This is a genomic window from Paraburkholderia sp. RL18-085-BIA-A, from assembly GCF_046027075.1.
In the GTDB taxonomy this organism is placed as follows: Bacteria; Pseudomonadota; Gammaproteobacteria; order Burkholderiales; family Burkholderiaceae; genus Paraburkholderia.
The window spans coordinates 32,735-57,795 of sequence record NZ_JARESU010000025.1 but is presented as its reverse complement, the minus strand read 5'-3'; the positions used below and the strand labels follow the sequence as shown (position 1 = coordinate 57,795).

The following is a 25,061-nucleotide window of genomic DNA, read 5'->3' as shown; positions in this document are numbered from 1 at the left end:
CCTATCTTGTGTTTCGACGTTGCCAGGCGGTACGGTCCCGCGGGCCGTCGCTCAAGCTTTCTATGTCAATTGGTTATCGGCGGATACGTCGTAATCTGAAGGGAGGGGCGACCGCCTGAGTCGCCATGGCGGTGTGGGCGCGGCCAGGTGCGTATGTCACGCTGCGGTTGCCGCAGCGGTGAAATGCCGTAAGAGGCGCCGCAGGTGTCTGCAGCGATGGCACGCGCGGCGAGGGACCCGCCGCCGATCCGGTTTTGTTATCGCCTCCTCCAATACTCGAATTGTTGACGCATCGCGCCGCCCGTATATTTGCTGAACGAGCAGCACGGACAGCAGCGAAACAACAACATACAGGCACGCCCTCAAAGGCGGCCCACAGGAGCACAGCGATGAACAAAATCGATCTGGAGGGGCGCGTTGTCGCCATCACGGGCGGCGCGCGCGGCATCGGCTACGCGGTGGCGCAGCGGGCGCTGAACTCGGGCGCGTCGATCGCGTTGTGGGACGTCGACGGCGAACGCCTCGCGCGCAGCCAGCACGAACTCGGCGAACTGGGCAAGGTCACCGCCATCACGGTCGAGCTGACCGATGAAGCCGCCGTCGCCCAGGCCGTGGCGCAAACGGTCGCCGAGCACGGCGCGCTCGACGTGCTGATCAATTGCGCCGGCATCACCGGCGGCAACGGCGCGACGTGGGAGCTGGCGCCCGACATCTGGCGCCGCGTGATCGACGTGAATCTGATCGGCCCTTATCTCACCTGTCGCGCGGTCGTGCCGCAGATGCTCAAGCAGGGCTACGGCCGGATCGTCAATATCGCATCGGTGGCGGGCAAGGAGGGCAACCCGAACGCATCGCACTACAGTGCGTCGAAGGCGGGTTTGATCGGCCTGACCAAGTCGCTCGGCAAAGAGCTCGCGACCAAAAACATTCTGGTCAACGCGGTCACGCCGGCGGCGGCCAAAACCGAAATCTTCGATTCGATGTCGCAACAGCACATCGACTACATGCTCTCGAAGATTCCGATGAACCGCTTCCTGCTGCCGGAAGAAGCGGCGTCGCTGATCCTGTGGCTGTCGTCCGAGGATTGCGCGTTCAGCACCGGCTCGGTGTTCGATCTCTCTGGTGGTCGCGCGACTTACTAAACGCATGGCGTCATCCGGACGCCACAAGCGCAACCATCTGCAAGAAGACGCCACAGAAAAAACGCCGAGCCGCCACGCGCGTGCTCTGCGAAGGAGACGACATGGACTCGCACGCGTGCGTTTCACGTCAGGGGTACGACAGCCACGAACCGCGGCGCAAGCTCGTCGCGCATCCCGTGTCGAACGAAGCGCTCGCGCTGATGAAGGACAAGCGGCCGCGCCGCTGCCCGACCTCGCGCGTCTTCCCGGAACTTACTGCATCGCGCCAGCCAGGCGCATTGTCGACTGCACCTTCGACACATCCCTAACGGAGCTTCTTTCATGGCCATGCCTACTATCCGGCACGTGCGTGCCTTCATCGTTCGCGGCGGCGGTGCGGATTATCACGATCAGCCCGGCGGACACTGGATCGACGATCACATCGCCACGCCGATGGCGCGCTATCCCGAGTATCGCCAGAGCCGCCAGTCGTTCGGCATCAACGTGCTCGGCACGCTGGTGGTGGAGATCGAGGCGAGCGACGGCACGGTCGGCTTCGCGGTGACGACGGGCGGCGAAATCGGCGCGTTCATTGTCGAGAAACATCTCGCGCGCTTTCTCGAAGGGCAGCTCGTCACCGACATCGAGAAGATGTGGGATCAGATGTACTTCGCGACGCTGTACTACGGGCGCAAAGGCGTGGTGCTGAATACGATCTCGGGCGTCGATCTCGCGTTGTGGGATCTGCTCGCGAAAGTGCGCAAGGAGCCGGTGTACCAGTTGCTGGGCGGCCCGGTGCGCGACGAACTGGTGTTCTACGCGACCGGCGCGCGGCCAGACCTGGCGAAGGAGATGGGGTTCATCGGCGGTAAGCTGCCGTTGCTGCATGGTCCCGCGGAAGGTGAAGAGGGGCTGCGGCAGAACCTGGAGAAGCTCGCCGACATGCGCGGGCGCGTCGGCGACGACTTCTGGCTGATGTACGACTGCTGGATGAGCCTCGACGTGCGGTACGCGACGCGGCTCGCGCAAGGGGCGCACGAATACGGTCTGAAATGGATCGAAGAGTGTCTGCCGCCCGATGACTACTGGGGTTACGCCGAACTGCGCCGCAACGTGCCACGCGGCATGATGGTGTCCACCGGCGAGCATGAGGCGACGCGCTGGGGCTTTCGCATGCTGCTGGAAATGCAATGCTGCGATCTGATCCAGCCGGACGTGGGCTGGTGCGGCGGCATCACCGAGCTGATCAAGATCTCCGCGCTCGCCGATGCGCACAATGTGATGGTGGTGCCGCATGGGTCGTCGGTGTACAGCTATCACTTCGTCGTTACGCGGCACAACTCGCCGTTCTCCGAGTTTCTGATGATGGCGCCCAAGGCCGACGAAGTCGTGCCGATGTTTACGCCGCTTCTGCTCGACGAGCCGGTGCCCGTCAACGGACGGATGAAGGTGCCCGACACGCCGGGTTTCGGTGTGCGCCTGAATCCGGAGTGCGCGTTGGTGCGGCCGTATCCGCGTTGATCGTGTGTTGATTCACGCGGACTCGCATAGAGCCAACCTCTCGCGAATCCGCCTTCGATCACGCGTACCACAGCGGTTGCCGCTTGCCGTATTGATGACCCAGCAAAGGAGAATGACGTGCTGCTCAAGGACAAGGTCGTGATCGTCACCGGCGGCTCGCGCGGCATCGGCCGCGCGATAGCCGTAGCATGCGCCGCCGAAGGCGCGGACGTGGCGATCAACTACTGGGGCGATAACGACGCATCCTATGGACGCCGTTCCGCCGTCGCGGAAGTGATCGGCGAAATCGAGGCGCTGGGGCGGCGTGCGATCGCGGTGGAAGGCAACGTCGCCGCGCGCGACACGGGGCAGGAGCTCGTTCGCCACACCGTCGAAGCGTTCGGCAAAGTCGACGTGCTCGCCAGCAACGCGGGCATTTGCCCGTTCCACGCGTTTCTCGACATGCCGCCGGACGTGCTGGAGTCGACGGTGGCGGTCAATCTGAACGGTGCGTTCTACGTCACGCAAGCCGCCGCGCAGCAGATGAAGAAGCAGGGCACGGGCGGCGCGATCGTCGCGACGAGTTCGATCAGCGCGTTAGTGGGCGGCGGCATGCAGACGCACTACACGCCGACCAAGGCGGGCGTGCATTCGCTGATGCAGTCGTGCGCGATCGCATTGGGGCCGTATGGCATTCGCTGCAATTCGGTGATGCCCGGCACGATCGCGACCGACCTGAACGCGCAAGACCTCGCCGACGAAACGAAGAAAGCCTACTTCGAGAAGCGCATTCCGCTTGGCCGCCTGGGCCGCCCGGAAGATGTCGCCGATTGCGTGGTGTTCCTCGCGTCGGACCGCGCGCGCTATGTGACAGGCGCCGCGTTGCTGGTGGACGGCGGCCTGTTCGTCAATCTGCAATAACGCGCGATGCCGATGTCAATTCACCGGAACCGGCGCAATAAGAGAATTGGCTGCGGACAAAGGGCCGGGCGCGGCGTCGTCGCGAGCGAGCTTGCGCGAGAACCCGCGCAGCAGCTCGATGAAACGCAGCGCCGGTTCGGCGAGCGCTTCTTCCTTGCGCGTGAGAATGCCGAAGCCGGCAAGGCTCTTGCCGATCTCGAGCGGCAACGCGACGAGCAGCTTGCCGCGCACGTGATCGCGCACCACCGACTCGGGCAGCATCGCAACCGCGTCGTAATTCTCGAGCAACTGCAGCGTCGCGAAGATCGACGCGCATTCGGTCAGGTTCACTGGCGTCGCGAGTCCCGCGCGAGCGAGCTCTTCCTCGAACAGCACGCGCGCTGGACTGGTGACGGGCTGCGCGACCCACGGCCAGTCGACCAGCTCGGGCAACGTGATGCGCGCGCGCTGCGCGAGCGGATGCACCGAACGCACGACCAGCAGCAGGGTTTCGCGCGCGAGCGGTTCGAAACTGAAGTCGTTGTGTTGCAGCGGACTGGTCAGGCGGCCGAGCGCCAGATCCACTTCGCGGCGATGCAGCAACTGGACGACCTGGTCGCTGGTTTCGCCGAGAATGCGCACGTTGAGCAACGGGCTTTCGGTTTTCAGCGCGGCCACCGACATGGCCAGCAGATCGGGCGCGGCGCCCATGATCGCGCCGACGGTCAGTTGCCCGTGACCGCCGCGCCGTTTCACGTCGAGGTCTTCGGCGAAACGGGTCAGCTCGGCGAGCGCGCGCCGCGCATAAGCCAGCGTGACGACGCCGAGCGGGGTGGGCGTCATGCCACGCGCGTTGCGCTTGAACAGCAGGAAGCCGAACGCTTCTTCGATATCGCCGAGCATGCGGCTCGCGCTCGGCTGGGCGACGTTGACGGCTTCGGCGGCTTGATGGAGATTGCGCGTGTCGTCGAGCGCGACGAGCAGCGCGAGATGCTTGAACTTGAGCCGGTTGACGAGTGCGACGGCAGCGGAGTATTGGCTCATGGTTCGGGTGCGATTCGGTTTGTGGATCGCCCAATCCCAACAACGGATTGAGATGCTATCGACGCAGGAATTATAGTCGCATCAGACGCTTCTACGCTGCGCAAAGAAAGCGCCCGAATACGACGGGAGACAGGCCGCAATGGAGACAATCGCTTTCCGCATGGTGCTCAACCCCGGCATGCGCGAGGAATACGAACGACGTCACGCGCAGATCTGGCCCGAACTGGTTGACGCATTGCACAACTCGGGGGTGCGTGAGTACCGGATTTTTTTCGACCCGGACTCGAACTATCTTTTCGCCGTGCTGACGCGGACCCGGCATCACACCATGGACCAGTTGCCGCAAGTCGACGTGATGCGCAAATGGTGGGATTACATGGCCGACATCATGCAGACGGCGCCGGATCATGCGCCGCTTCAGCAATCGCTCGAACCGGTTTTTCATTTGAATTCGCTGAGCTGACAGTTTGCCGCGTGATCACGCTGGCTGACCTCGTAGTGACCTTCACTGGACGGAGTGTGCTGCATGCAGGTTGTCGATTCGCATATCCATCTGTGGGATCTGAAGACGCATCGCTATCCGTGGCTGGAAAATCCGGGCGTGTCGTTCGTGGGCGACGCGCGCGATCTGAAGCACGACTACCTGCTCGACGATCTGCTGCGCGAAGCCGGCGACATCGACGTGCAGAAACTGGTGCACGTCGAAGCGAATCACGATCCCGCCGATCCGGTCGAAGAGACGCGCTGGCTGCAGTCGATTGCGGACCGCAAGGAATCGCGCGGCATGCCGAACGCGATCGTCGCCGCGGTCGATCTGTCCGCGCCGAATGCGCCCGCCGTGCTCGAAGCGCATGCGTCGTTCGCCAATACGCGCGGCATCCGGCAGATCCTGAACGTGCATGAGAACCGGCTATTCGACTATGTCGGCCGGCACTTCATGCGCGAGCCGCAATGGCGCGAACACTTCGCGCTGCTGCGCCGTTACGACATGTCGTTCGATCTGCAACTGTACCCGTCGCAGATGGAAGAAGCCGCCGCGCTGGCGCGCGCGCATGGCGACACGCAGTTCATCGTCAACCATGCGGGCATGTTCGTGGACCGCAGCAGCGTCGCCGGGTATCGCGCGTGGCGCGACGGGATGCGGTTGCTCGCGGGTTGCAGGAACGTCGCGGTGAAGATCAGCGGACTCGCGATGTTCGACCATCGCTGGACCGTCGAAAGCCTGCGGCCTTATGTGCTCGAAACGATCGATGCGTTCGGCGTCGAGCGCGCGATGTTCGCGTCGAATTTTCCGGTCGACCGGCTGTTCGGTTCTTATGCGGACCTGTGGCGGGCGTATGCGTCGATTGTCGACGGCGCGAGCGTCGCCGAGAAAGACGCGCTGTTTCGCGGTAACGCGGAACGCTGCTATCGCATCTGAGGCCGCTGACGCACCCCCGAACGCGAACAAAGAAAGTAGGAGACAGGCAGTGCAGCAATCCAGATCCGCAACGCCCAGGCTCGAACTGCGGCACGCGAGTAAATCATTCGGCCGCGTCCGTGCGTTGTCCGACGGCGATCTCGCGCTGTGGCCGGGCGAAGTGCATGCGCTGCTCGGCGAGAACGGCGCGGGGAAGTCGACGCTCGTGAAGATTCTCGCCGGCGTGCATCAGCCGGATACCGGCGAACTGCTGGTGGACGGCGCGCCGCGCCGCTTCGCGACGCCCGCCGAAGCGCGCGACGCCGGGCTCGCGGTCATCTATCAGGAACCGACGTTGTTCTTCGATCTCTCGATTGCGGAAAACATCTTCATGGGACGGCAGCCGGTCGACCGCATCGGCCGCATTCAATACGACGCGATGCGGCGCGAAGTGGATGGCCTGCTGGCATCGCTCGGCGTCGACCTGCGCGCGGATCAACTGGTGCGCGGCTTGTCGATTGCCGATCAGCAGGTGATCGAAATCGCCAAGGCGTTGTCGCTGAACGCCAACGTGCTGATTATGGACGAGCCGACCGCCGCACTGTCGCTACCCGAAGTGGAGCGGCTCTTCGCGATCGTGCGCAAGCTGCGCGAGCGCGACGTCGCGATTCTGTTCATCACGCACCGGCTCGACGAAGTATTCGCGCTGACACAACGCGTGACCATCATGCGCGACGGCGCGAAAGTGTTCGACGGACTGACCGCCGATCTCACCACCGAGTCGATTGTCGCGAAGATGGTCGGCCGCGATCTGGAGACGTTCTATCCGAAGGCCGATCGGCCGCCGGGCGAAGTGCGGCTGTCGGTGCGCGGCCTCACGCGCGTGGGCGTCTTCAAGGACATTTCGTTCGACGTGCGCGCCGGCGAGATCGTCGCGCTGGCCGGTCTCGTCGGCGCGGGACGCAGTGAAGTCGCGCGCGCGATCTTCGGCATCGATCCGCTCGATGCGGGCGAAATCTGGCTCGGTGGCGAGCGTCTGACGACGGGCCGGCCCGCCGCCGCGGTGCGCGCCGGCCTCGCGCTGGTGCCGGAAGACCGGCGCCAGCAGGGGCTCGCGCTTGAGCTGAGCATCGCGCGCAACGCGTCGATGACAGTGCTCGGACGGCTCGTGAAACATGGCCTGATCTCGACGCGCAGCGAGACGCAACTCGCCAGCGAATGGGGTACACGCCTGCGCCTGAAAGCGGGCGATCCCAGTGCGCCGGTCGGCACGTTGTCGGGCGGCAACCAGCAGAAGGTCGTGCTCGGCAAGTGGCTCGCCACCGGCCCGAAGGTGCTCATCATCGACGAACCGACGCGCGGCATCGACGTCGGCGCGAAAGCCGAGGTGTATCGCGCGCTGGCCGAACTGGTGAGCGAAGGCATGGCGGTGCTGATGATTTCGAGCGAATTGCCGGAAGTGCTCGGCATGGCCGACCGCGTGCTGGTGATGCACGAGGGACGTATCAGCGCGGATATAGCGCGCGCCGACGCCGACGAGGAGCGCATCATGGGCGCCGCGCTCGGTCAACCGCTTCCACCGTTAGGGCACGCAGCATGATGCGCCATTCCTCGACTCATCCCGCGCCGGTTCAGCCGCCGCTGCCGAAGCGCTCCGGCAGCACGCCGGGCGGTTTCGTCGCGAGCATCGCGAAGAGCCGCGAGACCACGCTGTTCGTCGTGCTGATTCTGTTGATCGTCGGCACGGGGCTCGCGAAACCGCAGTTTCTTAACCTGCAGAATCTGCGCGACGTGCTGCTGAACGTGTCGATCATCAGCTTGCTGACGGCCGGCATGACGGTGGTGATCCTGATGCGGCATATCGATCTGTCGGTCGGCTCGACGGTCGGCATCAGCGCGTATGCGGTCGGCAGTCTGTACGTCGCCTTTCCGCACATGCCGGTGCTCGTCGCGCTGGCGGCCGGGCTCGTCATCGGTCTCGTGGCGGGCGGCATCAACGCGCTGCTGGTCGCGGTGGGGCGCGTGCCGTCGCTGGTGGCGACGCTGTCCACGCTGTACATCTTTCGCGGCGCGGATTACGCGTGGGTGCACGGCGGCCAGATCAACGCGACCAGTCTGCCCGACGCGTATTCACGGCTCGCGACCGGCACGCTGCTCGGCATCCCGAACCTCGCGCTGATCGCGCTCGTCGTGCTGGTCGGCCTCGCGGTGTACCTGAAGCAGTTTCGCGGCGGCCGTGAACACTACGCAATCGGCTCGAATCCTGAGGCCGCGCGCCTCGCGGGTGTGAACGTCGAGCGGCGCGTGATGTCGGGCTTTCTGTTGTCGGGGGCGATCGCCGGTTTCGCGGGCGCGTTGTGGCTGGCCCGCTTCGGCACAGTCGACGCCAGCACCGCGAAGGGCATCGAATTGCAGGTGGTCGCGGCGGCGGTGGTCGGCAGCGTTGCGATCACAGGGGGCATTGGCACGATTCTCGGCGCCACGCTCGGCGCGCTGGTGCTCGGCGTGATCAGCATCGCGCTGGTGGTGTTGCATGTGTCGCCGTTCTGGGAGCAGGCGATCGAAGGCGCGCTGATCGTCGCCGCGATTACCGCCGATACCTTGCTGGCCCGCTCAGTCGCCAAACGCATGATGAGGAAACGCGATCATGGCTAAACCCGATTCCGCGCTGCTGACGCGCAAACGCGAAACCCCGTTGCAATGGGAAGTACTGCTGGTGATCGTGCTGATTCTGTCGCTCGGGCTGGGACGCTGGCTGTCGCCGGTGTTTCTCACCGGCGCGAATCTGAGCAACGTGCTGGCCGATCTGACCGAGATCGCATTGATGGCGCTGCCGATGACCTTGATCATCGTCGCCGCCGAAATCGATCTGTCGGTGGCGTCGGTGCTGGGCGCGTCGAGCGCGTTGATGGGCGTGCTATGGCACATGGGCTTGCCGATGCCGGTCGTGATCGTCCTCGTGCTGATTGCTGGCGCGTTGGCCGGGCTGCTGAACGGACTCGTGATCGTCAAACTCAACCTGCCTTCGCTCGCGGTGACGATCGGTACGCTGGCGCTGTTTCGCGGCCTCGCGTATGTGCTGCTCGGCGACCAGGCGGTGGCGGATTTCCCGCCGGCGTACACGGCGTTCGGCATGGACACGCTCGGCGCGAGTTTCATTCCGTTGCCGTTCGTGATCGTGATCGTGGGCGCGGTGCTGTTCACCGTGCTGCTGCAGTCCACCGCGTTCGGCCGCAGCCTGTACGCGATCGGCGCGAATCCGACCGCCGCGGCGTTCTCCGGCATTGAAGTGACGAAGATTCGGCTGCGCCTGTTCGTGCTGTCCGGCTTGATGAGCGCGCTGGCCGGAGTGGTCTACACGCTGCGCTTCACCAGCGCGCGGGGCGATAACGGCGAAGGCTTCGAGCTGTCGGTGATCGCGGCGGTGCTGTTCGGCGGCGTGAGCATCTTCGGCGGACGCGGCTCGATGATCGGCGTGCTGCTGTCGCTGCTGATCATCGGCGTGCTGAAAAACGCGTTGACGCTCGACGACGTGTCCAGCGAAACGCTGACCGTCGTCACCGGCGTGCTGCTTTTGGCCTCGGTGCTGATACCGAATCTGGTCGCCCGCTGGCGCGCGGCGCGCGACCGGCGCTTCATCGCGAAGTCCGCTTCTTCTTTATAACGTCGTCTTAAAGCTGTCAGCGAAGAGAAAGTCCAACAACCGATAACCCGGACACCACCACGTCCAACAACAAGGCAGGAGACACTTCATGTTCAAACCTCTTCTACGTCACACCGGCACAGCCGCGCTTTGCGCCGCATTGCTTGCGGTCAGTTGCGCGGTGTCCGCCGCGGACCTGAAAAGCGGCCTGAAGATCGCGTTCGTACCGAAGCAGATCAACAACCCGTATGAAGTGATCGCCGACGACGGCGGCATGGCCGCGATCAAGGAATTCGGCGGCGTGGGCAAGGTGGTGGGGCCGTCGGATGCGGGCGCCTCTTCGCAGGTGCAGTACATCAACACGCTGATCACGCAGCACCAGGATGCGATCGTGATCGCGGCCAACGACGCGAATGCGGTGGTGCCGTATCTGAAGAAAGCGATGGGGCAGGGCATCAAGGTCGTGACCTTCGACTCCGACACGGCGCCCGAGGGCCGCCAGCTGTTCGTGAACCAGGCGAACGCGGAAGGCATCGGCCGTGGTCAGGTGCAGCTGGTGGCGAAACTGATGGGCGGCGAGGGCGAGTTCGCGGTGCTGTCGGCCACGCCGAACGCGACCAACCAGAACACGTGGATCAAGTGGATGCAGGAGGAGTTGAAGAAGCCGGAATACTCGAAGATCAAGCTCGTGAAGATCGCCTATGGCAACGATGACGACCAGAAATCGTTCGTCGAGACGCAGGGCTTGTTGCAGGCGTATCCGAATCTGAAGGCGATCGTCGCGCCGACCACGGTCGGCATTGCCGCGGCCGCGCGCTATATCTCGTCGTCGTCGAGCAAGGGCAAGGTCGCCGTGACGGGGCTGGGCACGCCGAACCAGATGCGCGCGTTCGTGAAGAACGGCACCGTGACCGCGTTCCAGTTGTGGGACCCGAACCAGCTCGGTTACCTGGCGGCTTATGCGGCGGCGGCGCTGTCCTCGGGCAAGATCAGCGGCAAGGAAGGCGAATCGTTCGATGCCGGCAAACTCGGCAAGCGCACGATCGGGCCGAAAGGCGAAATCATTCTCGGACCGCCGACCACGTTCGACGCGAGCAATATCGACAACTTCAACTTCTAATGTGGCTCGCATGGTGTTCGCGCGATTCGCGCGGACATCATGCGTGTAACGACTCGGTGCACGAGGCGCTTGGGCGGCAACGACCGCCCAAGCGCCTTATTCTTTATCTGCTAGCGGCGAATCGAAAAGCGCCGCGCATAGCCGGCCGGCGCCGTGCTGCTCCCCCACGCCTCGCCGTCGATCAGAACCCGCGTCACGTCCTCGCCGGGCACCGCCACGTTCACCCGCGCGGCCGCTTCGCGATACAACTGCGTCTGGTTGATCCGTGCCGCGATCTGCGCGTAGTCGGCGCGCGCGTCGATCATCCCCCAGCGCTCGAACTGCGTGAGAAACCACGCGCCTTCGAATGGATGCGGATAGTTGGCCGCGCCGTCGTCGAAAAACCGCACGGGCGGGATGCCTGACATGGCCGCATCAACACCGAGCCGCGCGGCGATCGACGCTTCATCAATGCCAATGTAGTCGGGCCGCGCGAGCCAGCGCGCAATCTCCTCGCGATTTCCCGCGCCGTCCAGCCAGCGGCACGCTTCGAGCATCGTCTGCACGAGCGCGCGCGTCGCGTTCGGATTCGCGTCGACAAAATCGCGCCGGCAAGCGAGCACCTTCTCGGGATGTTCGGGCCACACTTCGCTCGTATAAGCCACCGTTCTGCCGACGCGTTGCGCTTCAGCCAACGCATTCCACGGCTCGCCGGCACACAGCCCGTCGAGCTTGTCCTCGGCGAGCGCGGCGACCATTTGCGGCGGCGGAATCACGACGCTCTCGATATCGCGCAACGGATCGACACCCTGCGACGCGAGCCAGTAGTACAACCACATCGCATGCGTGCCGGTGGGAAAGGTCTGCGCGAACACGGGCTTGCGGCCGAGCGTTGCCAGCGCCTTGGGCAAGCTGCCGTGTTCGGCGAGCGCATCGGCGAGCCGGTTCGACAGCGTGACGGCCTGGCCGTTGCGGTTGAGCACCATCAGCACGGCCATGTCCGTTCGCGGACCGCCGAGCCCGAGCTGCACGCCGTAGACGAGCCCATACAGCGTGTGCGCCGCGTCGAGATCGCCCGAGAGCAGCTTGTCGCGCACGGCGGCCCATGACGGCTGGCGCTGGAGTTCGAGTGTCAGCCCATGCGCGTGGCCGAATTCGAGCAGTTTCGCGGCGACGAGCGGCGCGGCGTCGGACAGCGCCACGAAGCCAAGCCGCAAATGGGTCTTTTCGAGCCGCCCGGCTGGGGAAGATGCGGCGATGGATGCGGAAGTATTCATGAGCGGCGCTTCATTTGAGCGAGTCGGCCGACGCGACGACCGCGCGCGCGACTTCGGCGAGTTTGACGCCCTGGTTCATCGCGCGTTTGCGCAGCATGGCGTAGGCGGCGTGTTCGGTGATTTTCTGCTGATCCATCAGCAGGCGTTTGGCGCGATCGATCAGCTTGCGTTCGGCAAGCTCGTTCTCGACTTGTGCGAGGCGTTCGCGCAACTGCGATTCCTGCGCAAAACGCGCGAGCGCGACTTCGAGGATCGGCGCGAGCCGCTCCGTCGCGAGGCCTTCGACGAGATAGGCGGTGACGCCCGCGTTGACTGCGTCGCGGATCAACTGCTGGTTGGCGTCGTGACTGAACATCAGCACCGGCCGGGGCGCGGTCGCGTTCATTACCGCGAGCTGTTCGAGCGTGTCGCGCGATGGCGATTCCGTGTCGATGATGATCACGTCGGGCCGCTCGTTCTGCACCGCGCGATGCAGCGCCTGCGGCGTCGCCGTGCCGGCCAGCATCTCGCAGCCAAGCAGCGCGAGGGCATCGCGCAGATCGCCGATGGGCTTGTCGGTATCGGTTACGAGGAGAACACGCAGCATGGGGTGGGATTTTGTCGGCGGCTGAGTGTATTAAAGCAACAGGTATGCCAGACAACCCCTACGCCCGTCACCGTAAGGCAATCACGGACTTACCGGCGGCTTCCGCGCGCGACGTTGCACCCGCTCGGGGCACGCGAACCAAATGCACCGAAGCGGCGCATGCCCGCGCCGCTCGGCCCGTCAGCGCCAGTCGCCGTAGCTGTGCGGCGAAAACAGCATGGTCAGCGCCATCATCGCGGCGACGCAGCAGGCCAGCATGACCCACGCGGCTCCGAAGCCGCCGCTCCAGCCGCGCACGAGACCGGCCACGACTGGGGCGATCGCCGCCACGATAAAGCCGACGCCCTGCGTGAACGCGACCAGCTTGCCGGCCACGCGGTGATCGGCCGAGTGGTCCATCGCGGTGACGAGCGTGAGCGAAAAGGTGCCGCCGAGCCCCGCGCCCGCCACGCCAATCGATACGAGCGGCAGCGCGTCGGGCCAGATTATCAAGCCCAGTAGTCCGAACAATTGCGCCGACAGACCCAGCATCAACCAGGGCCGGCGGTCACGGAACGGCGCCGCGGCCAGCGGCAGCAACAAGGCGGCCCCGGCCTGAAAGACCGTCATTCCCGCCAGCAGCGAGCCGCTCGCCGCGACGCTCGCGCCGCGCTGCTGATAGAACGCCGGCAGCCACGCGACGAGGCTCGTATAACCCCCGTTGACGATGCCGAAGTAGAGCCCGAGCGTCCATGCGCGCCGTGTGCTCCACGGCGAAAACGCCGCTGCGTGCGCCGGCGCGGTCTGCATTGCCTCGCGCTTCGAAAGCTGGCGATTCAAAAACCACCAGCCGAGCAGCGCGATGCAGGCCGGCATCGCCCATACCGCGAGGCCGGCATGCCATGACTGTGTCGCGCGGCTCACCCACGGGCTCAAGCTCGCGCCGAGTCCGCCGCCGCCCATGATGGAGGCGGAGAACACGCCCATCGCCAGGGGCACGCGCGTGTGAAAGCGTTGCTTGATGACAGTGGGCAACAGCGCCTGGATCGCCGCGACGCCCGCGCCGGCCAGGATCGCTGTCGCGAGCAGCGCGGCGCCGCTCGCGGCCGTCCATCTCGCCGCGCAGGCCAGCGCGATCGCCAGCAGACCGAGCGCGACGCCGCGCGTTTCGCCGACGCTGCGGGTCAGCGCGCCCGCGCCGAACGCGCCGATGCCCATCGCGACGACCGGCAGGCTGGTCAGCAACGAAGCGCCGTAGAAGCTGAGGCCGGTGGCGTCGCGAATCGTCGTCATCAGCGGGCTGATCGATGTCAGCAGCGGGCGCAGGTTGATAGCGATCACGACGATCGCGCCGAGCCACACGAGGTCGTGCCACGTCAGCGCGGTGGCGGCGTGGTCGGCGGGAGTGTGGGCGGCGCTGGCGCTGGAGTGCGAATTCACGATGGACCTGGATACGGAAGATGGGCGCCGCGCCGGACGACGCACGTTGGACGCGGCGGTAAAAACCGCGCGCGCAAGTGGCGGCGGGCTTGGCAATCAACGGGCCTGAGGGCGCGACGCGCGTGGATCGCAGAGCGCCGAGTAACGTTGTGAAACCCGTTTTGGTCAACCATAATACCATTTTATGGTTAACCATTTTTCTGATGTCCGGTATAGCTCGCGGCATAGGGCGAGGGTGCCGGCCAGTAGGAGAGGTCCGGCTGGAGTCGCAACTTAATTGTTTTCCACCAGCATCGGCTGCGTGCCGCGGCTAGAATGCCGGTCGAGATCGCTCCGTTCCCGGTTACTGAATCCATGGCTCCACGCTCCCGGCGGTCCTCATCCGCCAACACCCAAACCGAGGCCGCCGCAGACACGCCCGTCCACAGCGCCGCCGGCAGTGATTCGCTCAGCGTCGAAGAACGCATCTACGCGTCGATTACCTCGGCATTGCTGCAAGGGCGTCTGCGGCCGGGCGCGCAACTGGTCGAACGGGATCTCGCGGCCGCGTTCGGCTGCACGCGAGGTGCGTTGCGCAAGGTGCTGGCGCGGCTCGGCTTCGAGGGCAAGCTGGTGCTCGAGGCGAATCGCGGCGCGTTCGTGCCGTCGCCATCGGAAGAGGACATTCGGCAGGTGTACCGGGCGCGGCAGATCGTCGAAGCGGGTATCGTCGCGGCGTTGTGCGGGGCTTTGAGCGCTGCGCACAAGCGCCGCTTGCGCGCGCATGTGCGCAGCGAAGAGAAGGCGCTGCGCGCGGGAGCCATCGACGAATCCGTGCGGCTCGCGGGCCAGTTTCATGTGCTGCTGACGGAACTGGCGGGTGGCACCGAGTTGCTCGGGCTGGTCGGGCAACTGGTCGCGAAGACCGAGCTGTACAAGGCGCTGTTCGATCCGTCGAAGGGCTCGGCCTGTTCCGCCGACGAGCACGCGCACATCATCGAAGCGCTCGATGGCGGCGATCTGCCAGCGGCATTGGCGGCAATGCGCGAGCATCTGTCGGAGCTGGAAGAGCGGGTGGTGGAGCAGGTGCGCAAAAGCGCCGCCGGAGAGGATCTCGGAGCGGTGTTCGGGCTGTAGAAAGAAGTTGTACTTATCGACCGCTGATAGGACGCCGTGCTGAAGTGGCGGAGATCGCCGCGTGCGGGAAAGACGCCAAAGCCGAAACGCGAAGGCTGCCCCGGCGACTGGCCGCGCGCGAGCTGCGGCTTAAGTCCTGCGGCTTGAACAACTGGCTTGCGAGCACGAGGCGATTGCCCACGATGCCACAGCAAACCATGGAAAAACGGAAAACACGCGCAGGGCACGCGTGACGCTCCAGCGGCGCCGCGGCGCGCCGTTCAGGCCCGATTCAATCAATCACCGAGTCAAGCCGGAGATGGCGCGCAAAACGCTTCGCGTACAACTCGATTCGCAATGGCTCACGCCGGGTCACATCACCTCAAGCAGAGGCGCTGTGCTGTGTACTCAGCGTGCCGTCGGCCCTTAACGGCGACGGAATTGCGAATTGCTGCGAGCAGCACCGCCACCGCTGGCGCGCTCGTCTTTGTGGCGGAAGTTGATCCGCCCTTTGGTCAGGTCGTAGACCGACAGTTCCAGCGTCACGCGGTCGCCCGCGAGAATACGGATGTGATTCTTGCGCATGCGTCCGGACGCGTAAGCGCCAACCACGACGCCGTTGTCGAGCGTCACGCGGTAACGGCTGTCCGGAAGTACTTCGTCGACGATACCGTCAAGTTCAAGCAGTTCTTCTTTCGCCATGCATAACTCCTGGTCGATGGGATAACGGGGTGCTGCTCGCCGGCGGGGCCGGTTGGCGCAGCATCGAATACGGTTGACAGCGGTTTCGCACCCGCTGTGGTCGCGGCATCAGCGCTATGCGCTGATGGTACCGCTCAAAGATCGGCGACGGACTGGCCATCCACCTGGCCGTCGATCAGTTGCTCGGCGTGGGCCATGCACGCAATGCGCGCCTTGCCCGTGCCGTCGAACGGAAACAGGTACTGCAGACGGAACACCCGGCCGTCGGCCGCGGCGTCGGCGCCCACGCGGCAGATGCGCACCGACGCGTCGTAGCCCGCGTCCGGATTGCGGCTCGTTTGACCGTCCGCCGGGCGGCGCGGATAAACGAGCGGGTGAATCTCATAACCCTTGTACGTCTTGACAGCTGATTTCATGAGGCACATGTCCTGTATTACGTCGCCGACATGTCACGCGTGTTACGCGCGGCAAGACGGCCGGCGGCGCTGCACCCAGGGGCGCGCCGCCATGGAAAAAGTTGGCACAGGCCCGTTGGCAAGGGCTTGAGCGCGGCCGCGTAAAGTCGCGGATTCGATGGAGAAGAAACACGCTGAAGTCGCGCAGACATCGGGCGCGTAAAGCTGAACCACTCAGCAGTACAACTCGCGACGGCGAATGCATGCGGCGCATTGCCGGAGTGACGGGATCGCCGACGGGCGGCGGTCGAACAGTCGGGGGTGGTGCGGAGATGCCGGTTTGGGACTGCCCGGTGTTGCCGGTGCTACGAATGCGGGATGCAGCTATTCCAATATGATGCACTAAATGGGCCTGATTGGATAGCAAAAACTTCCACGCGCGGGCAAATCGCCGAGCCGGCGCGGCTTTGCGGGTGTTTTACAGGTCGCTTGCGGCGCGCTGCGCATGAGCGGCGCAGCGCGTGCCACGCGTCGCACGGCGACGGTGCCGGCGTCGATCGGCCGGCCGGTGCGACCGTGCTTCAGCGCGAGGTTTCGGCGACGCGCTTGTGCAGCTCGCGCGTCGCGGCGAGCGGAATGCGCGCGTCATCCCAGCCGGCGAGCCATTCGACTTCCTTCGACGTGAAGATCTGCCCGTGATTGCGCAGCGCGTATTGCAGCGAATCAATGATGTGATTGCGGATGATCTCCGGCGTGCCTTTGTCGTCGAGCACGGCGCGAAACGCTTCGAGTGTGGCCATCGGCTGCTCCGTGGAATGGTGGATTCGTTTATCGCACGAAAAAAATCGCGTCGCCAGGCGGACAAAAATCGTTTGCGCGGCGGTGGCGGGCTTTTGAGCGGTGCGGCGCGATCGGCGCGATGCTCGCGATGGTCGCGGCGGCCGGGCGGGATGGCTACAATGGCGAGTTGCCGCGTATGGCTTGCCGGCATCGGCGCTTGTGCCGCGCTTCGCGTGTGCGAGGCCGGCGCCGCATCCTTCGAACACTGCGATTCCCAATGCGCAACCCAAACGTGTCTCCTGTGAAAGACCTGCTGCTGGAGCGTTACGCTCCGATCGCCGACGGTATCGCGGCGCTGCTCTACCCGTGCGCCGAAGTGGTGATTCACGACCTGCGCACCCAGACCATCGCGTACCTCGTGAACAATCTGTCGAAGCTCGAAGTCGGCGGGCCGTCGGTCCTCGACGAAGTGCACTATGCGGCGCGCGGCCAGACCATCGGCCCCTACGAGAAGCTGAACTGGGACGGCCGGCGCATGCGCTGCGTGAGCAACATCCTGTTCGACGACGGCGGCAAGCCGGCCGGCATGTTGTGCATCAACTTCAATATCGCGGTGTTCGAGGACGTGCGCTCGACGCTCGATCTGTTCATCAAGGGCGGCACGCTCACGGATGCGCCCGCGGAAGACCTGTTCCGCGACGACTGGCAGGACCGCATCAACACGTATCTGCACACGTGGCTGCGCGAGCGGCAGATCGGCATCAATGCGCTCACGCGCGAACACAAGCGGGAAATCGTCGAGGCATTGCATGCGCAGGGCGCGTTTCGTGGCCGCAGTTCCGCGAACTACGTGGCCGCCGTGCTGACGATGGGGCGCGCCACTGTCTACAAGATTCTGAAGCAGATGAAAGAGGGCGGCTGACGCCCCCGAAGGAAGTCCCTTTTGGGGCCGCGTTCAAAACGTCGCCGCGCCGAAGCGTAGCGGTTTTCATTCATTCGACGAGGACGGACAGGGTGCGCTACCGGCACTACAAAGGCGGTATTTACGAACGGATTTGCGAGGCAACGCTGGAGTCCCATCCGACGGTCACGATGGTCGTCTACAAAGCCAGCAATGGTACGATCTGGACGCGTCCCGCTTCGGTGTTTTTCGAGCTCGTCGAACAGGAAGGCACCAAGGTGCCGCGCTTCGCACCGATCTAACCAGGCGCGCCCTGGCTTATCCCAGGGCAAGCGCACCCCCATGCAACACAAACAGGAAATCTGAATGCGTTTATTGCTTGCCATCATTCTGCCGTGGCTGCAGTTCTTCACGATCGGCCGCCCGTTTGCGGGCATCATCTGCCTGATTTTGCAGATCACGCTGATCGGCTGGATTCCGGCCGCGATCTGGTCGGTGTATGCGCTGAGCCAGTACAACACCGACAAGAAAATCGCCCGCGCGATGGGCAACGGGCGTTAAGCCCCGTGTGAGACAAGTGGCGCGCGGTGCAACGCGGCGCGCCGCGCTTCATCCCGTCTCGTTGCGGCGGGACGGCGTCGGCGGCAATTCGATTGCATCCGGCGCTTCGATCACCACGTCGGTTTCCGCTATCGCCACGCACGGCAGGATATAGCCTTCCGCTTTTTCTTCCCGGCTAAGACCCGGCCACTCGATCGTGTAGCGCACATGGCCGGCTGTCATTTTGCAGAGGCATGTGCGGCACGTGCCGTTGCGGCAGGAGCGCGGCAGACGCAGATTCGCGAAGCCGGCGGCTTCGAGGATGGTCAGCGAATCGGGCGCTTCGAAGCTTTGGCCGAGCGGCTCGATGCGAACGAGAGGCGGGCGGGTTGGATCTGACATCGTGTGAATGCGTGGCTGGGTGCGCCACACTTTACACGCGATGGGCGGGGGCGGGATTCATCGGCTGGAGGTTGCGGATGATCGCGTTGGGGGGATCTACGTTGAGCGATTGTTGGTTGCGACGGTTGCAGCGCGGGATCAGGGTGTGGCCGCCGAACGCTGAACGTCGAACGCCAGATGCGAAATGCCGCACACGGAGCACCGCTCGCAGAACGCCGGCGCCAAACATAAAACGCCATTTCCCCCGCACCGCCATCCTCAATGCGTCGTCCCCCCGCGCCGCAAATACCGATACACCGTATTGCGCGCCAGCCCCAACTCCCGGGCTGCGGCCGACACATTGCCATCGAGCCGCGCGAGCGTCTGCGCGATCAGCGCGGTCTGCCAATCTTCCATCCGTGCCGACGCCTGCTGCGCAGACGCTTGCGCCGCGCCGCGTCCGCCGTCGCCGCCACCTGAGTCGTCTAAGTCGCCTGAGTCACCTAAGTCGCCTTGGCGGAAGGGAGCCGCTTGCACGCGCCCCGCAGCCACCACATCCACACAATCCTGCAAAAAGTCGTCCGGCAAATCTTCCAGTTCGATCTGTTCCGCGCCTTCGGCCATGATGCTCGCGGTGCGCAGCACGTTCGCCAGTTGCCGCAGATTGCCTGGCCAGCGGCATTGCGTGAACCGCTCCAGCACGGCGTCGGAAACGCGCCGCGGCAAGCGCTCGCCCTCCGGCTGCAAGGCCAGCATGCGCGCGACCAGCGGGGCGAGATCGGTGCGCTCGCGCAGCGCCGGCAAGGTCACGACGAGTCCGTTGATCCGGTAATACAGGTCTTCGCGGAAAGTGCCCGCGTCGATCATCTCGCGCAGGTTGCGGTGGGTCGCGCAGACGATCCGCAGATCGACCGGAATCGCCCGTGTGCCGCCGAGCGGCACGACGGTGCGTTCCTGCAGCACGCGCATCAGACGCACCTGCTGGGCGAGCGGCATATCGCCGATTTCATCGAGGAACAGCGTGCCGCCGTCGGCCTGCACGATCTTGCCGACGCTGCCGCGCTTTTTCGCGCCGGTGAACGCGCCGTCCTCGTAACCGAACAGCTCCGCTTCGATCAGCGTCTCGGGCAACGACGCGCAATTGAGCGCAATGAACGGCGCGGCCCGCCGCGGTGAATCGTGATGGATCGCGCGCGCGAGCCACTCCTTGCCGGTGCCGGTTTTGCCGAGCACGAGAATCGGAATATCGCGGCCTCGCAGTTTGGCGACGCGCCGCAAAATCGCCGCGACTTGCGCGTCGCCGGTGTCGAGCGTTTCGAGTGTGGCCGGCGGCGCCGGCTCGGCCGCGCGCACCGTGTGACGCGAACCGCCGGTGAGCGGCGCACGCGTCACGCCGCCAACGTCCTCCAGCGGCGCGACATAGCGCGGCGCCGCATATTCCCCGCGCGCAACCACCCGCACGCCGCTGCGCAGCGTCAACAGAATGCTTTCGCCAGGCGCGCGGGCGATCTGCTGCAACAGGCTCGCGAAGGCGCAGCCGAACAGCGCGTCGAACGGTTGCCGTTGTAGTTCGGCGAGCGGCTGGCCGAACTGGAACAGCGCGCTGCGGTTCGCCGATAGAAACGTGCCGTCCGGCGCAAACGCCGCCAGCCCTTCGAACAGCGTCCCGATGAATTCTGCGCGCGCGTGAAAGTGCACGCGAATCGCGTCGGCGAATTGATTGGAGAACAGATGATTTTCGATCATCTGCGCCGACATTCTGACGAGCGCCAGCGTGTGCTTGTGAAAGCCGCGCGTGTCGCCGCTCACGTCGAGCGCGCCGATGGTGCGCCCGAACGGGTCCGCAATCGGCGCGCACGAGCAGGTGAGAATCCGGTTCGCGTGCAGGAAGTGCTCGTCCGCATGGACGACGGTCGGCTGTCTATCGACGAGCGCGGTGCCGATCGCATTGGTGCCGCGATCCGCTTCGGCCCACGACACCCCCGGACACAACGCGACGCGATTGGCTTTTTCGACGAAGTCTCTGTCGCCGAGACTGTGCAGGATCACGCCGCGGTGGTCGGTGAGCAGCACCATGCTTTGCGTGTCGACGATCTGCGCGTGCAGCGTCTCCATGACGGGCAGCGCATGGGTGTACAGCGATTGATTGCGCTCGACCAGCTCACGCAGCGCGGGTTGGCGCAGTGGCTGAAAGTCCGGCGCTTCGGACGCGCGCAGGCCGATTTCGAGCGAGCGCGCATGAGCTTGCGCAATGACATCGGGCCGGCCGATGCTGGCCGGCGAGACAGGACGACGGGTCAAGGCATGTCTCCAGTGATCGGACGCGCGACGGGTGCGTTGCCCGTCGTTCGATGCCGCAGCGCACCATGCGCGCATGCGGCCGAACACCGATCTTACAGGACGAAGCGCGCGCTGCACGGCAGCGAAAACACCGAGGCCGCGCTTGCCGCACGCCGCAGAAAGACGCGTGGCGCACCAGAATCAGGCAAACAGCAAGGAAAACTTGCGCCGCGCCCGAACTCGTCTACAGTGAATCAATTCACCTCCGCGAGCCGCGAATTACGAATGCGCTGCAGCGGGGTGACGAGCCCGCGCCGTCAGCATTGGACAAGGAGGAGGGAGCTGCTGGCGCGATCGGATGCAACCGGCGCGCGCATCAACAGGTCACACATGCGCGGCACCCAACCTTCCAGGTGAACCCATGCAGATCCTTTTCCCCAATGAAACTCCTGAATATTCAGGTCGCGAACTCACCTTGGCGTTCCCCGCAATGGTCGATGGGCAGAGGGTGGAATGCATGATCACCGCGGAAGCGCTCGAAGATCACTTCGGCGCTGCGTCCCCGCGTCTGGAGGACATGGTCGTCGCATTCGACACGCACCGGGCCCGCATCGAGGCCGCCACGCGCCGTTTGTTGTCGGAAACGCGGGCGCAGTGTCTCGTGCTCAGAAGCGGCTATGTGCGGTTCTACGAGGCGAACTGGCGTAACTGATTGACGGCGTTTCGTGCGTCTTACGGCGCTCGAACGCTCATATGCTCGAACGGAGAAGCAAAGCCGCGCGAAACCACGGGTCGTCGAAACCTGAGCGCGGCGTGAGCCGTTCAAACAGGCTGCGGCAGCTTTGCGCAGCTGTCGTTCATCGCCGTGCCTGCTGGTGTCTTGCGCGCGGTACATCAAAGAAACGTGTTCAGTGCAGGCGCTTCAGGCGCCATGCGAATTTGTGCGCGCCTGCCATGCCAACGTTCACAGCGGGCCTCAAATTATCCGCCGCAACGACCGGTCCTCGAACACCACGTGATGTGCGATCGCCGCCAGCGCATGCAGGCCGATCACCCAATAGAACACATTGCCGAGCCACTCATGCGCGTCTCTGAGCAAGGGCCGCGCGATGGAATCCGCGCCGATCAGCGTGAAGCTGAGATTGACCCACGCGAGGGTCCCCGGCCGTCCCCCGGCATTGACCATCAATATGCCGAGCAGCGGTTGCGCGAAGATAAAGAAGTAAAGCGCAAGATGCGCCGCGCGCGAGACGAGGGTGAGCAGCGGGTTGCCGGTGATTTCCTCCGGGGCGCCCGCCCACAGTCGCCAGAGCAGGCGCGGCACGGCCAGAACCAGGACGAGCGTGCCCGCCCAGAAATGCACGCTGGTCCAGAACGCCCGGCTGTCCGAGCCGCGCGGCCCGCGTATTTCGATCGCCAGCTAAGCTAGCGCGACCAGCAGAAAAATGGCCCAGTGGAAGAAAATCGCGGGCGAGGTGTAACGGTCGGTGGAGCGGGTGTAAGACATGCGCAGACTCCAGCGGCCAGGTCGATCGTTTCGGAATCGTTGGATGATAAACGGTGCCCGATGCGTATGGGCACCGTCAATCAACCATCGTCGATCCACGCCCAGATGTGGCGCGGGCGCGGCCCGACATGCGTCGAACCGCGCCCGATTTCGCGCGTCCTGCGCGCCCGCGCATGTCGCGGCCGTCAGGCTGGCCTGCGCTTATTCGCTGCCGAGGTAGAAATAGCGGAACAGGAATATCGCCGCGATGATCCACACCACCAGCTTTACCTTGCGCGCCTGGCCGGTCAGCAGCTTCAGCCCGGCATACGAAATGAAGCCGAACGCGACCCCGTTGGCGATCGAATAGGTGAACGGCATCAGCAGCGCGGTGAGCGCGGCCGGCACGACTTCGGTCGCGTCGTCCCAGGGCAGGTCGAGCATTTCGCGCAGCATCAGGCACGACACGTACAGCAGCGCCGGCGCCGTCGCGTAGCCGGGCACGACGGCCGCGAGCGGCGCGAAAAAGAGCGCCGCGAGAAACAGCACGGCCACCGTGATCGCGGTGACGCCGGTGCGCCCGCCCGCCTGTACGCCCGACGCGCTTTCGATGTATGCGGTGGTCGACGACGTACCGAGCATCGAGCCGGCCAGGATCGCGGTGCTGTCCGCGAGCAGCGCGCGGTTCAGCCGGTGCATCTTGCCTTCGACCAGCAGCCCCGCGCGATTGGCGACGCCCATCAGCGTGCCGGTCGCATCGAACAGTTCGACGAGGAAGAACACCAGCACCACATTCAGGATGCCGGTGGAGAGCGCCGCGCGGATGTCGAGCTGGAATAGCGTCGGCGAGATGGACGGCGGCGCGGAGACGATGCCGTGGAACTGATTGCCGCCGAAGAAAAAGCTCAGCACCGTCACGCCGACAATGCCGATCAGGATCGCGCCGCGCACCCGCAGGTAGTCGAGCGTGACGATCGCGAAGAAGCCGATGATCGCGAGAATCGTGTGTGGATTGTGCAGATCGCCGAGCGTGACGAGCGTGGCCGGATTGCCGACCACCACGCCGGCCGCCTTCAGCGAGATGATCGCGAGGAACAGGCCGATGCCGCCGGTGATGGCAATGCGTATCGAATGCGGGATGCCTTTGACGATCACTTCGCGTACGCGAAACAGCGTGACGATCAGGAACAGGCACCCGGAAATGAACACCGCGCCGAGCGCCGCCTGCCAGGTGAAGCCGAGCCCCTTGACGACGGTGTACGCGAAGTACGCGTTCAGCCCCATGCCAGGCGCGAGCGCGATCGGGTAGTTCGCGTACAGACCCATGATCAGCGAGGCCAGCGCGGCCACGATGCAGGTCGCGACGAACACGGCGTCCTTCGGCATGCCGGCGTCGCCGAGAATCGCCGGATTGACGAAGATGATGTAAGCCATCGTCAGGAAGGTGGTCAGGCCGGCGAGCACTTCGGTGCGCAGGTTGGTGCCGGCGGCGTCGAAGCCGAAGTAGCGATTTATCGAGTCCATGAGGCGGGTCTCTCGTTGTTCAGAAAGCGTTTCTTGTGGTTGAGGCGGGTGAAGCGTAGCGGCCCGGCGCGGTGGCGCGCCGTCAGACGCGGCGCCGGGGGCTATGGGGGCGCGGGGCTACGGGCGGATTGTAATCAGGAATGGCGGCCGCACGCGGTGTCGTGTGCCGGAACCGGCGTGGAAAGGCCTATTGGGCGGCGGGTTCGTCGGGAGAGTGTGGCGCCGGCGCATCAGAACGCGGCGGCTGGCGCGCCAGCCAACGATCCAGCTCGCCCGCGAAGCTCTTGCTGTCGCGCTGACTGAAGGCGGCCGGGCCGCCCGTGTCGACGCCGCTGCCGCGCAACTGGTCGAGCATGGAGCGCATGCGCAGCCGTTCTTCGATCGTGCCCGGCGTGTACCAGTTGCCGCGCGGGTCGAGCGCCTGCGCGCTTTTCGCGAGCACGGCGGCGGCCAGCGGGATGTCGGCGGTGATCACGAGGTCGCCGGCGGCGACGCGTTCGGCGATCAGGTCGTCGGCGGCGTCGAAGCCGGCCGGCACCTGGATCGCGCGGATCAGCGGCGACGGCGGCACGCGCAGAAACGTGTTGGCGACCAGCGTCAGCGGCATGCCGGTGCGGCGCGCGGCGCGATACAGCATGTCCTTGATCACGACGGGACAGGCGTCGGCATCAACCCAGATTGGCATCGTTCGGATTCCGGCAGCGAGGGTTGTCGAAGGGGCGAGATGATACCTTGCCTGCGTGTGGGGTGATGGTGCAAGGGGATTGGGAGGGGGAAGGGCTGGGCAGAGCCGGGAAGGGGCACTGACGAGCGCCGAAAAGCGGCGAACAGCAAGGGCAAGCGATGAAGAAGCAGTTGCCAGCGGCAGAGTTGAACGCTAACAAGCACACACCAACCCCGGGTCTGCCGACAAAACGCAGACCGCGAACAGCCCAAACGGCATGCCGGACCGCTTTCACCCGCGACCATTGCAGTCGCGTGCAGCCCGG

Annotated in this window: 26 protein-coding genes and 1 pseudogene; 15 read left to right on the top strand and 12 right to left on the bottom strand. The window is 65.0% G+C overall.

Features of this window, described 5'->3' with window-relative positions:
* Nucleotides 1-389: 389 nt before the first annotated feature.
* The 4 genes from P0D89_RS18940 to lra1 all read left to right on the top strand — a co-directional run bounded on the left by P0D89_RS18940 (nt 390) and on the right by lra1 (nt 3,542).
* Nucleotides 390-1,142, top strand: coding sequence for an SDR family NAD(P)-dependent oxidoreductase (locus P0D89_RS18940; protein WP_408362535.1), 753 nt, complete (start codon nt 390-392; stop codon nt 1,140-1,142).
* A gap of 101 nt (nt 1,143-1,243) precedes the next feature.
* Nucleotides 1,244-1,450, top strand: a complete 207-nt coding sequence (locus tag P0D89_RS18935) for a hypothetical protein (RefSeq protein ID WP_408362534.1) — start codon at nt 1,244-1,246, stop codon at nt 1,448-1,450.
* Nucleotides 1,451-1,463: 13 nt separating this feature from the next.
* Nucleotides 1,464-2,642 (top strand): L-rhamnonate dehydratase, encoded by a 1,179-nt coding sequence (rhmD, locus tag P0D89_RS18930; protein WP_408362533.1) that lies wholly within the window; start codon nt 1,464-1,466, stop codon nt 2,640-2,642.
* Between the two features lie 117 nt (nt 2,643-2,759).
* The gene (gene lra1 / locus P0D89_RS18925) at nt 2,760-3,542 is read left to right on the top strand and encodes an L-rhamnose 1-dehydrogenase Lra1 (RefSeq protein ID WP_408362532.1); all 783 of its coding nucleotides are present in this window, start codon (nt 2,760-2,762) and stop codon (nt 3,540-3,542) included.
* A 15-nt stretch (nt 3,543-3,557) separates the two neighbouring features.
* Here lra1 and P0D89_RS18920 read toward each other — a convergent pair whose 3' ends face one another.
* Nucleotides 3,558-4,565 (bottom strand): LysR family transcriptional regulator, encoded by a 1,008-nt coding sequence (locus P0D89_RS18920; RefSeq protein ID WP_408362531.1) that lies wholly within the window; start codon nt 4,563-4,565, stop codon nt 3,558-3,560.
* A 139-nt stretch (nt 4,566-4,704) separates the two neighbouring features.
* Between P0D89_RS18920 and rhaM the strand changes: the two genes are divergently transcribed.
* The 6 genes from rhaM (at nt 4,705) to rhaS (ending at nt 10,727) form a co-directional block, all read left to right on the top strand.
* Nucleotides 4,705-5,028 carry an L-rhamnose mutarotase gene (gene rhaM, locus P0D89_RS18915; RefSeq protein ID WP_408362530.1) on the top strand — a complete coding sequence of 108 codons (324 nt, stop codon included), beginning with the start codon at nt 4,705-4,707 and terminating at the stop codon, nt 5,026-5,028.
* Nucleotides 5,029-5,091: 63 nt separating this feature from the next.
* Nucleotides 5,092-5,985 (top strand): amidohydrolase family protein, encoded by an 894-nt coding sequence (locus P0D89_RS18910; RefSeq protein WP_408362529.1) that lies wholly within the window; start codon nt 5,092-5,094, stop codon nt 5,983-5,985.
* A 49-nt stretch (nt 5,986-6,034) separates the two neighbouring features.
* Entirely contained in the window at nt 6,035-7,564 is a 1,530-nt protein-coding gene (locus P0D89_RS18905) for a sugar ABC transporter ATP-binding protein (protein WP_408376977.1), read from the top strand.
* Complete coding sequence (locus P0D89_RS18900; RefSeq protein ID WP_408362528.1) at nt 7,561-8,619, top strand: ABC transporter permease; 1,059 nt, start codon at nt 7,561-7,563, stop codon at nt 8,617-8,619. The genes P0D89_RS18905 and P0D89_RS18900 overlap by 4 nt, the downstream gene beginning before the upstream one ends.
* Complete coding sequence (locus tag P0D89_RS18895) at nt 8,612-9,628, top strand: ABC transporter permease (protein ID WP_408362527.1); 1,017 nt, start codon at nt 8,612-8,614, stop codon at nt 9,626-9,628. The genes P0D89_RS18900 and P0D89_RS18895 overlap by 8 nt, the downstream gene beginning before the upstream one ends.
* A gap of 88 nt (nt 9,629-9,716) precedes the next feature.
* On the top strand, nt 9,717-10,727 hold the full coding sequence (gene rhaS, locus P0D89_RS18890) for a rhamnose ABC transporter substrate-binding protein (RefSeq protein ID WP_408362526.1): 1,011 nt from the start codon (nt 9,717-9,719) through the stop codon (nt 10,725-10,727).
* A 110-nt stretch (nt 10,728-10,837) separates the two neighbouring features.
* Here rhaS and P0D89_RS18885 read toward each other — a convergent pair whose 3' ends face one another.
* The 3 genes from P0D89_RS18885 to P0D89_RS18875 form a co-directional block, all read right to left on the bottom strand.
* Nucleotides 10,838-11,983, bottom strand: a complete 1,146-nt coding sequence (locus P0D89_RS18885) for a CmpA/NrtA family ABC transporter substrate-binding protein (RefSeq protein ID WP_408362525.1) — start codon at nt 11,981-11,983, stop codon at nt 10,838-10,840.
* 10 nt (nt 11,984-11,993) lie between these two features.
* Nucleotides 11,994-12,569, bottom strand: coding sequence for an ANTAR domain-containing response regulator (locus P0D89_RS18880; RefSeq protein ID WP_408362524.1), 576 nt, complete (start codon nt 12,567-12,569; stop codon nt 11,994-11,996).
* A 180-nt stretch (nt 12,570-12,749) separates the two neighbouring features.
* Nucleotides 12,750-13,988, bottom strand: coding sequence for a cyanate transporter (locus P0D89_RS18875; protein ID WP_408362523.1), 1,239 nt, complete (start codon nt 13,986-13,988; stop codon nt 12,750-12,752).
* Between the two features lie 354 nt (nt 13,989-14,342).
* Between P0D89_RS18875 and P0D89_RS18870 the strand changes: the two genes are divergently transcribed.
* Complete coding sequence (locus tag P0D89_RS18870) at nt 14,343-15,104, top strand: GntR family transcriptional regulator (protein WP_408362522.1); 762 nt, start codon at nt 14,343-14,345, stop codon at nt 15,102-15,104.
* A 405-nt stretch (nt 15,105-15,509) separates the two neighbouring features.
* On the opposite strand, the gene infA is transcribed toward P0D89_RS18870, so the two are convergent.
* The 3 genes from infA to P0D89_RS18855 form a co-directional block, all read right to left on the bottom strand.
* The gene (gene infA / locus P0D89_RS18865; protein WP_149669189.1) at nt 15,510-15,785 is read right to left on the bottom strand and encodes a translation initiation factor IF-1; all 276 of its coding nucleotides are present in this window, start codon (nt 15,783-15,785) and stop codon (nt 15,510-15,512) included.
* A gap of 134 nt (nt 15,786-15,919) precedes the next feature.
* The gene (locus P0D89_RS18860) at nt 15,920-16,201 is read right to left on the bottom strand and encodes a hypothetical protein (protein WP_408362521.1); all 282 of its coding nucleotides are present in this window, start codon (nt 16,199-16,201) and stop codon (nt 15,920-15,922) included.
* Nucleotides 16,202-16,761: 560 nt separating this feature from the next.
* The gene (locus tag P0D89_RS18855) at nt 16,762-16,980 is read right to left on the bottom strand and encodes a hypothetical protein (protein ID WP_408362520.1); all 219 of its coding nucleotides are present in this window, start codon (nt 16,978-16,980) and stop codon (nt 16,762-16,764) included.
* A gap of 257 nt (nt 16,981-17,237) precedes the next feature.
* Here P0D89_RS18855 and P0D89_RS18850 point away from each other — a divergent pair, with 257 nt between their 5' ends.
* The 3 genes from P0D89_RS18850 to P0D89_RS18840 all read left to right on the top strand — a co-directional run bounded on the left by P0D89_RS18850 (nt 17,238) and on the right by P0D89_RS18840 (nt 18,422).
* Nucleotides 17,238-17,882 carry a helix-turn-helix transcriptional regulator gene (locus P0D89_RS18850; RefSeq protein WP_408362519.1) on the top strand — a complete coding sequence of 215 codons (645 nt, stop codon included), beginning with the start codon at nt 17,238-17,240 and terminating at the stop codon, nt 17,880-17,882.
* A gap of 92 nt (nt 17,883-17,974) precedes the next feature.
* The gene (locus P0D89_RS18845) at nt 17,975-18,163 is read left to right on the top strand and encodes a DUF1653 domain-containing protein (protein ID WP_408365267.1); all 189 of its coding nucleotides are present in this window, start codon (nt 17,975-17,977) and stop codon (nt 18,161-18,163) included.
* 64 nt (nt 18,164-18,227) lie between these two features.
* On the top strand, nt 18,228-18,422 hold the full coding sequence (locus tag P0D89_RS18840; protein WP_149669194.1) for a YqaE/Pmp3 family membrane protein: 195 nt from the start codon (nt 18,228-18,230) through the stop codon (nt 18,420-18,422).
* A 48-nt stretch (nt 18,423-18,470) separates the two neighbouring features.
* Here P0D89_RS18840 and P0D89_RS18835 read toward each other — a convergent pair whose 3' ends face one another.
* Entirely contained in the window at nt 18,471-18,803 is a 333-nt protein-coding gene (locus P0D89_RS18835) for a 2Fe-2S iron-sulfur cluster-binding protein (protein WP_408365262.1), read from the bottom strand.
* Between the two features lie 258 nt (nt 18,804-19,061).
* Nucleotides 19,062-21,083, bottom strand: coding sequence for a sigma-54-dependent Fis family transcriptional regulator (locus P0D89_RS18830; RefSeq protein ID WP_408365260.1), 2,022 nt, complete (start codon nt 21,081-21,083; stop codon nt 19,062-19,064).
* A gap of 400 nt (nt 21,084-21,483) precedes the next feature.
* Between P0D89_RS18830 and P0D89_RS18825 the strand changes: the two genes are divergently transcribed.
* Nucleotides 21,484-21,774 (top strand): DUF1488 family protein, encoded by a 291-nt coding sequence (locus P0D89_RS18825; RefSeq protein ID WP_149669197.1) that lies wholly within the window; start codon nt 21,484-21,486, stop codon nt 21,772-21,774.
* A 264-nt stretch (nt 21,775-22,038) separates the two neighbouring features.
* On the opposite strand, the pseudogene P0D89_RS18820 reads toward P0D89_RS18825, so the two are convergent.
* The 3 genes and pseudogenes from P0D89_RS18820 to P0D89_RS18810 form a co-directional block, all read right to left on the bottom strand.
* Nucleotides 22,039-22,569 (bottom strand): annotated as a pseudogene (locus P0D89_RS18820) (cytochrome b).
* A 201-nt stretch (nt 22,570-22,770) separates the two neighbouring features.
* Nucleotides 22,771-24,072 carry an NCS2 family permease gene (locus P0D89_RS18815; RefSeq protein WP_408365258.1) on the bottom strand — a complete coding sequence of 434 codons (1,302 nt, stop codon included), beginning with the start codon at nt 24,070-24,072 and terminating at the stop codon, nt 22,771-22,773.
* Nucleotides 24,073-24,259: 187 nt separating this feature from the next.
* Nucleotides 24,260-24,757, bottom strand: coding sequence for a YaiI/YqxD family protein (locus tag P0D89_RS18810; RefSeq protein ID WP_408365256.1), 498 nt, complete (start codon nt 24,755-24,757; stop codon nt 24,260-24,262).
* Between the last annotated feature and the right edge of the window lie 304 nt (nt 24,758-25,061).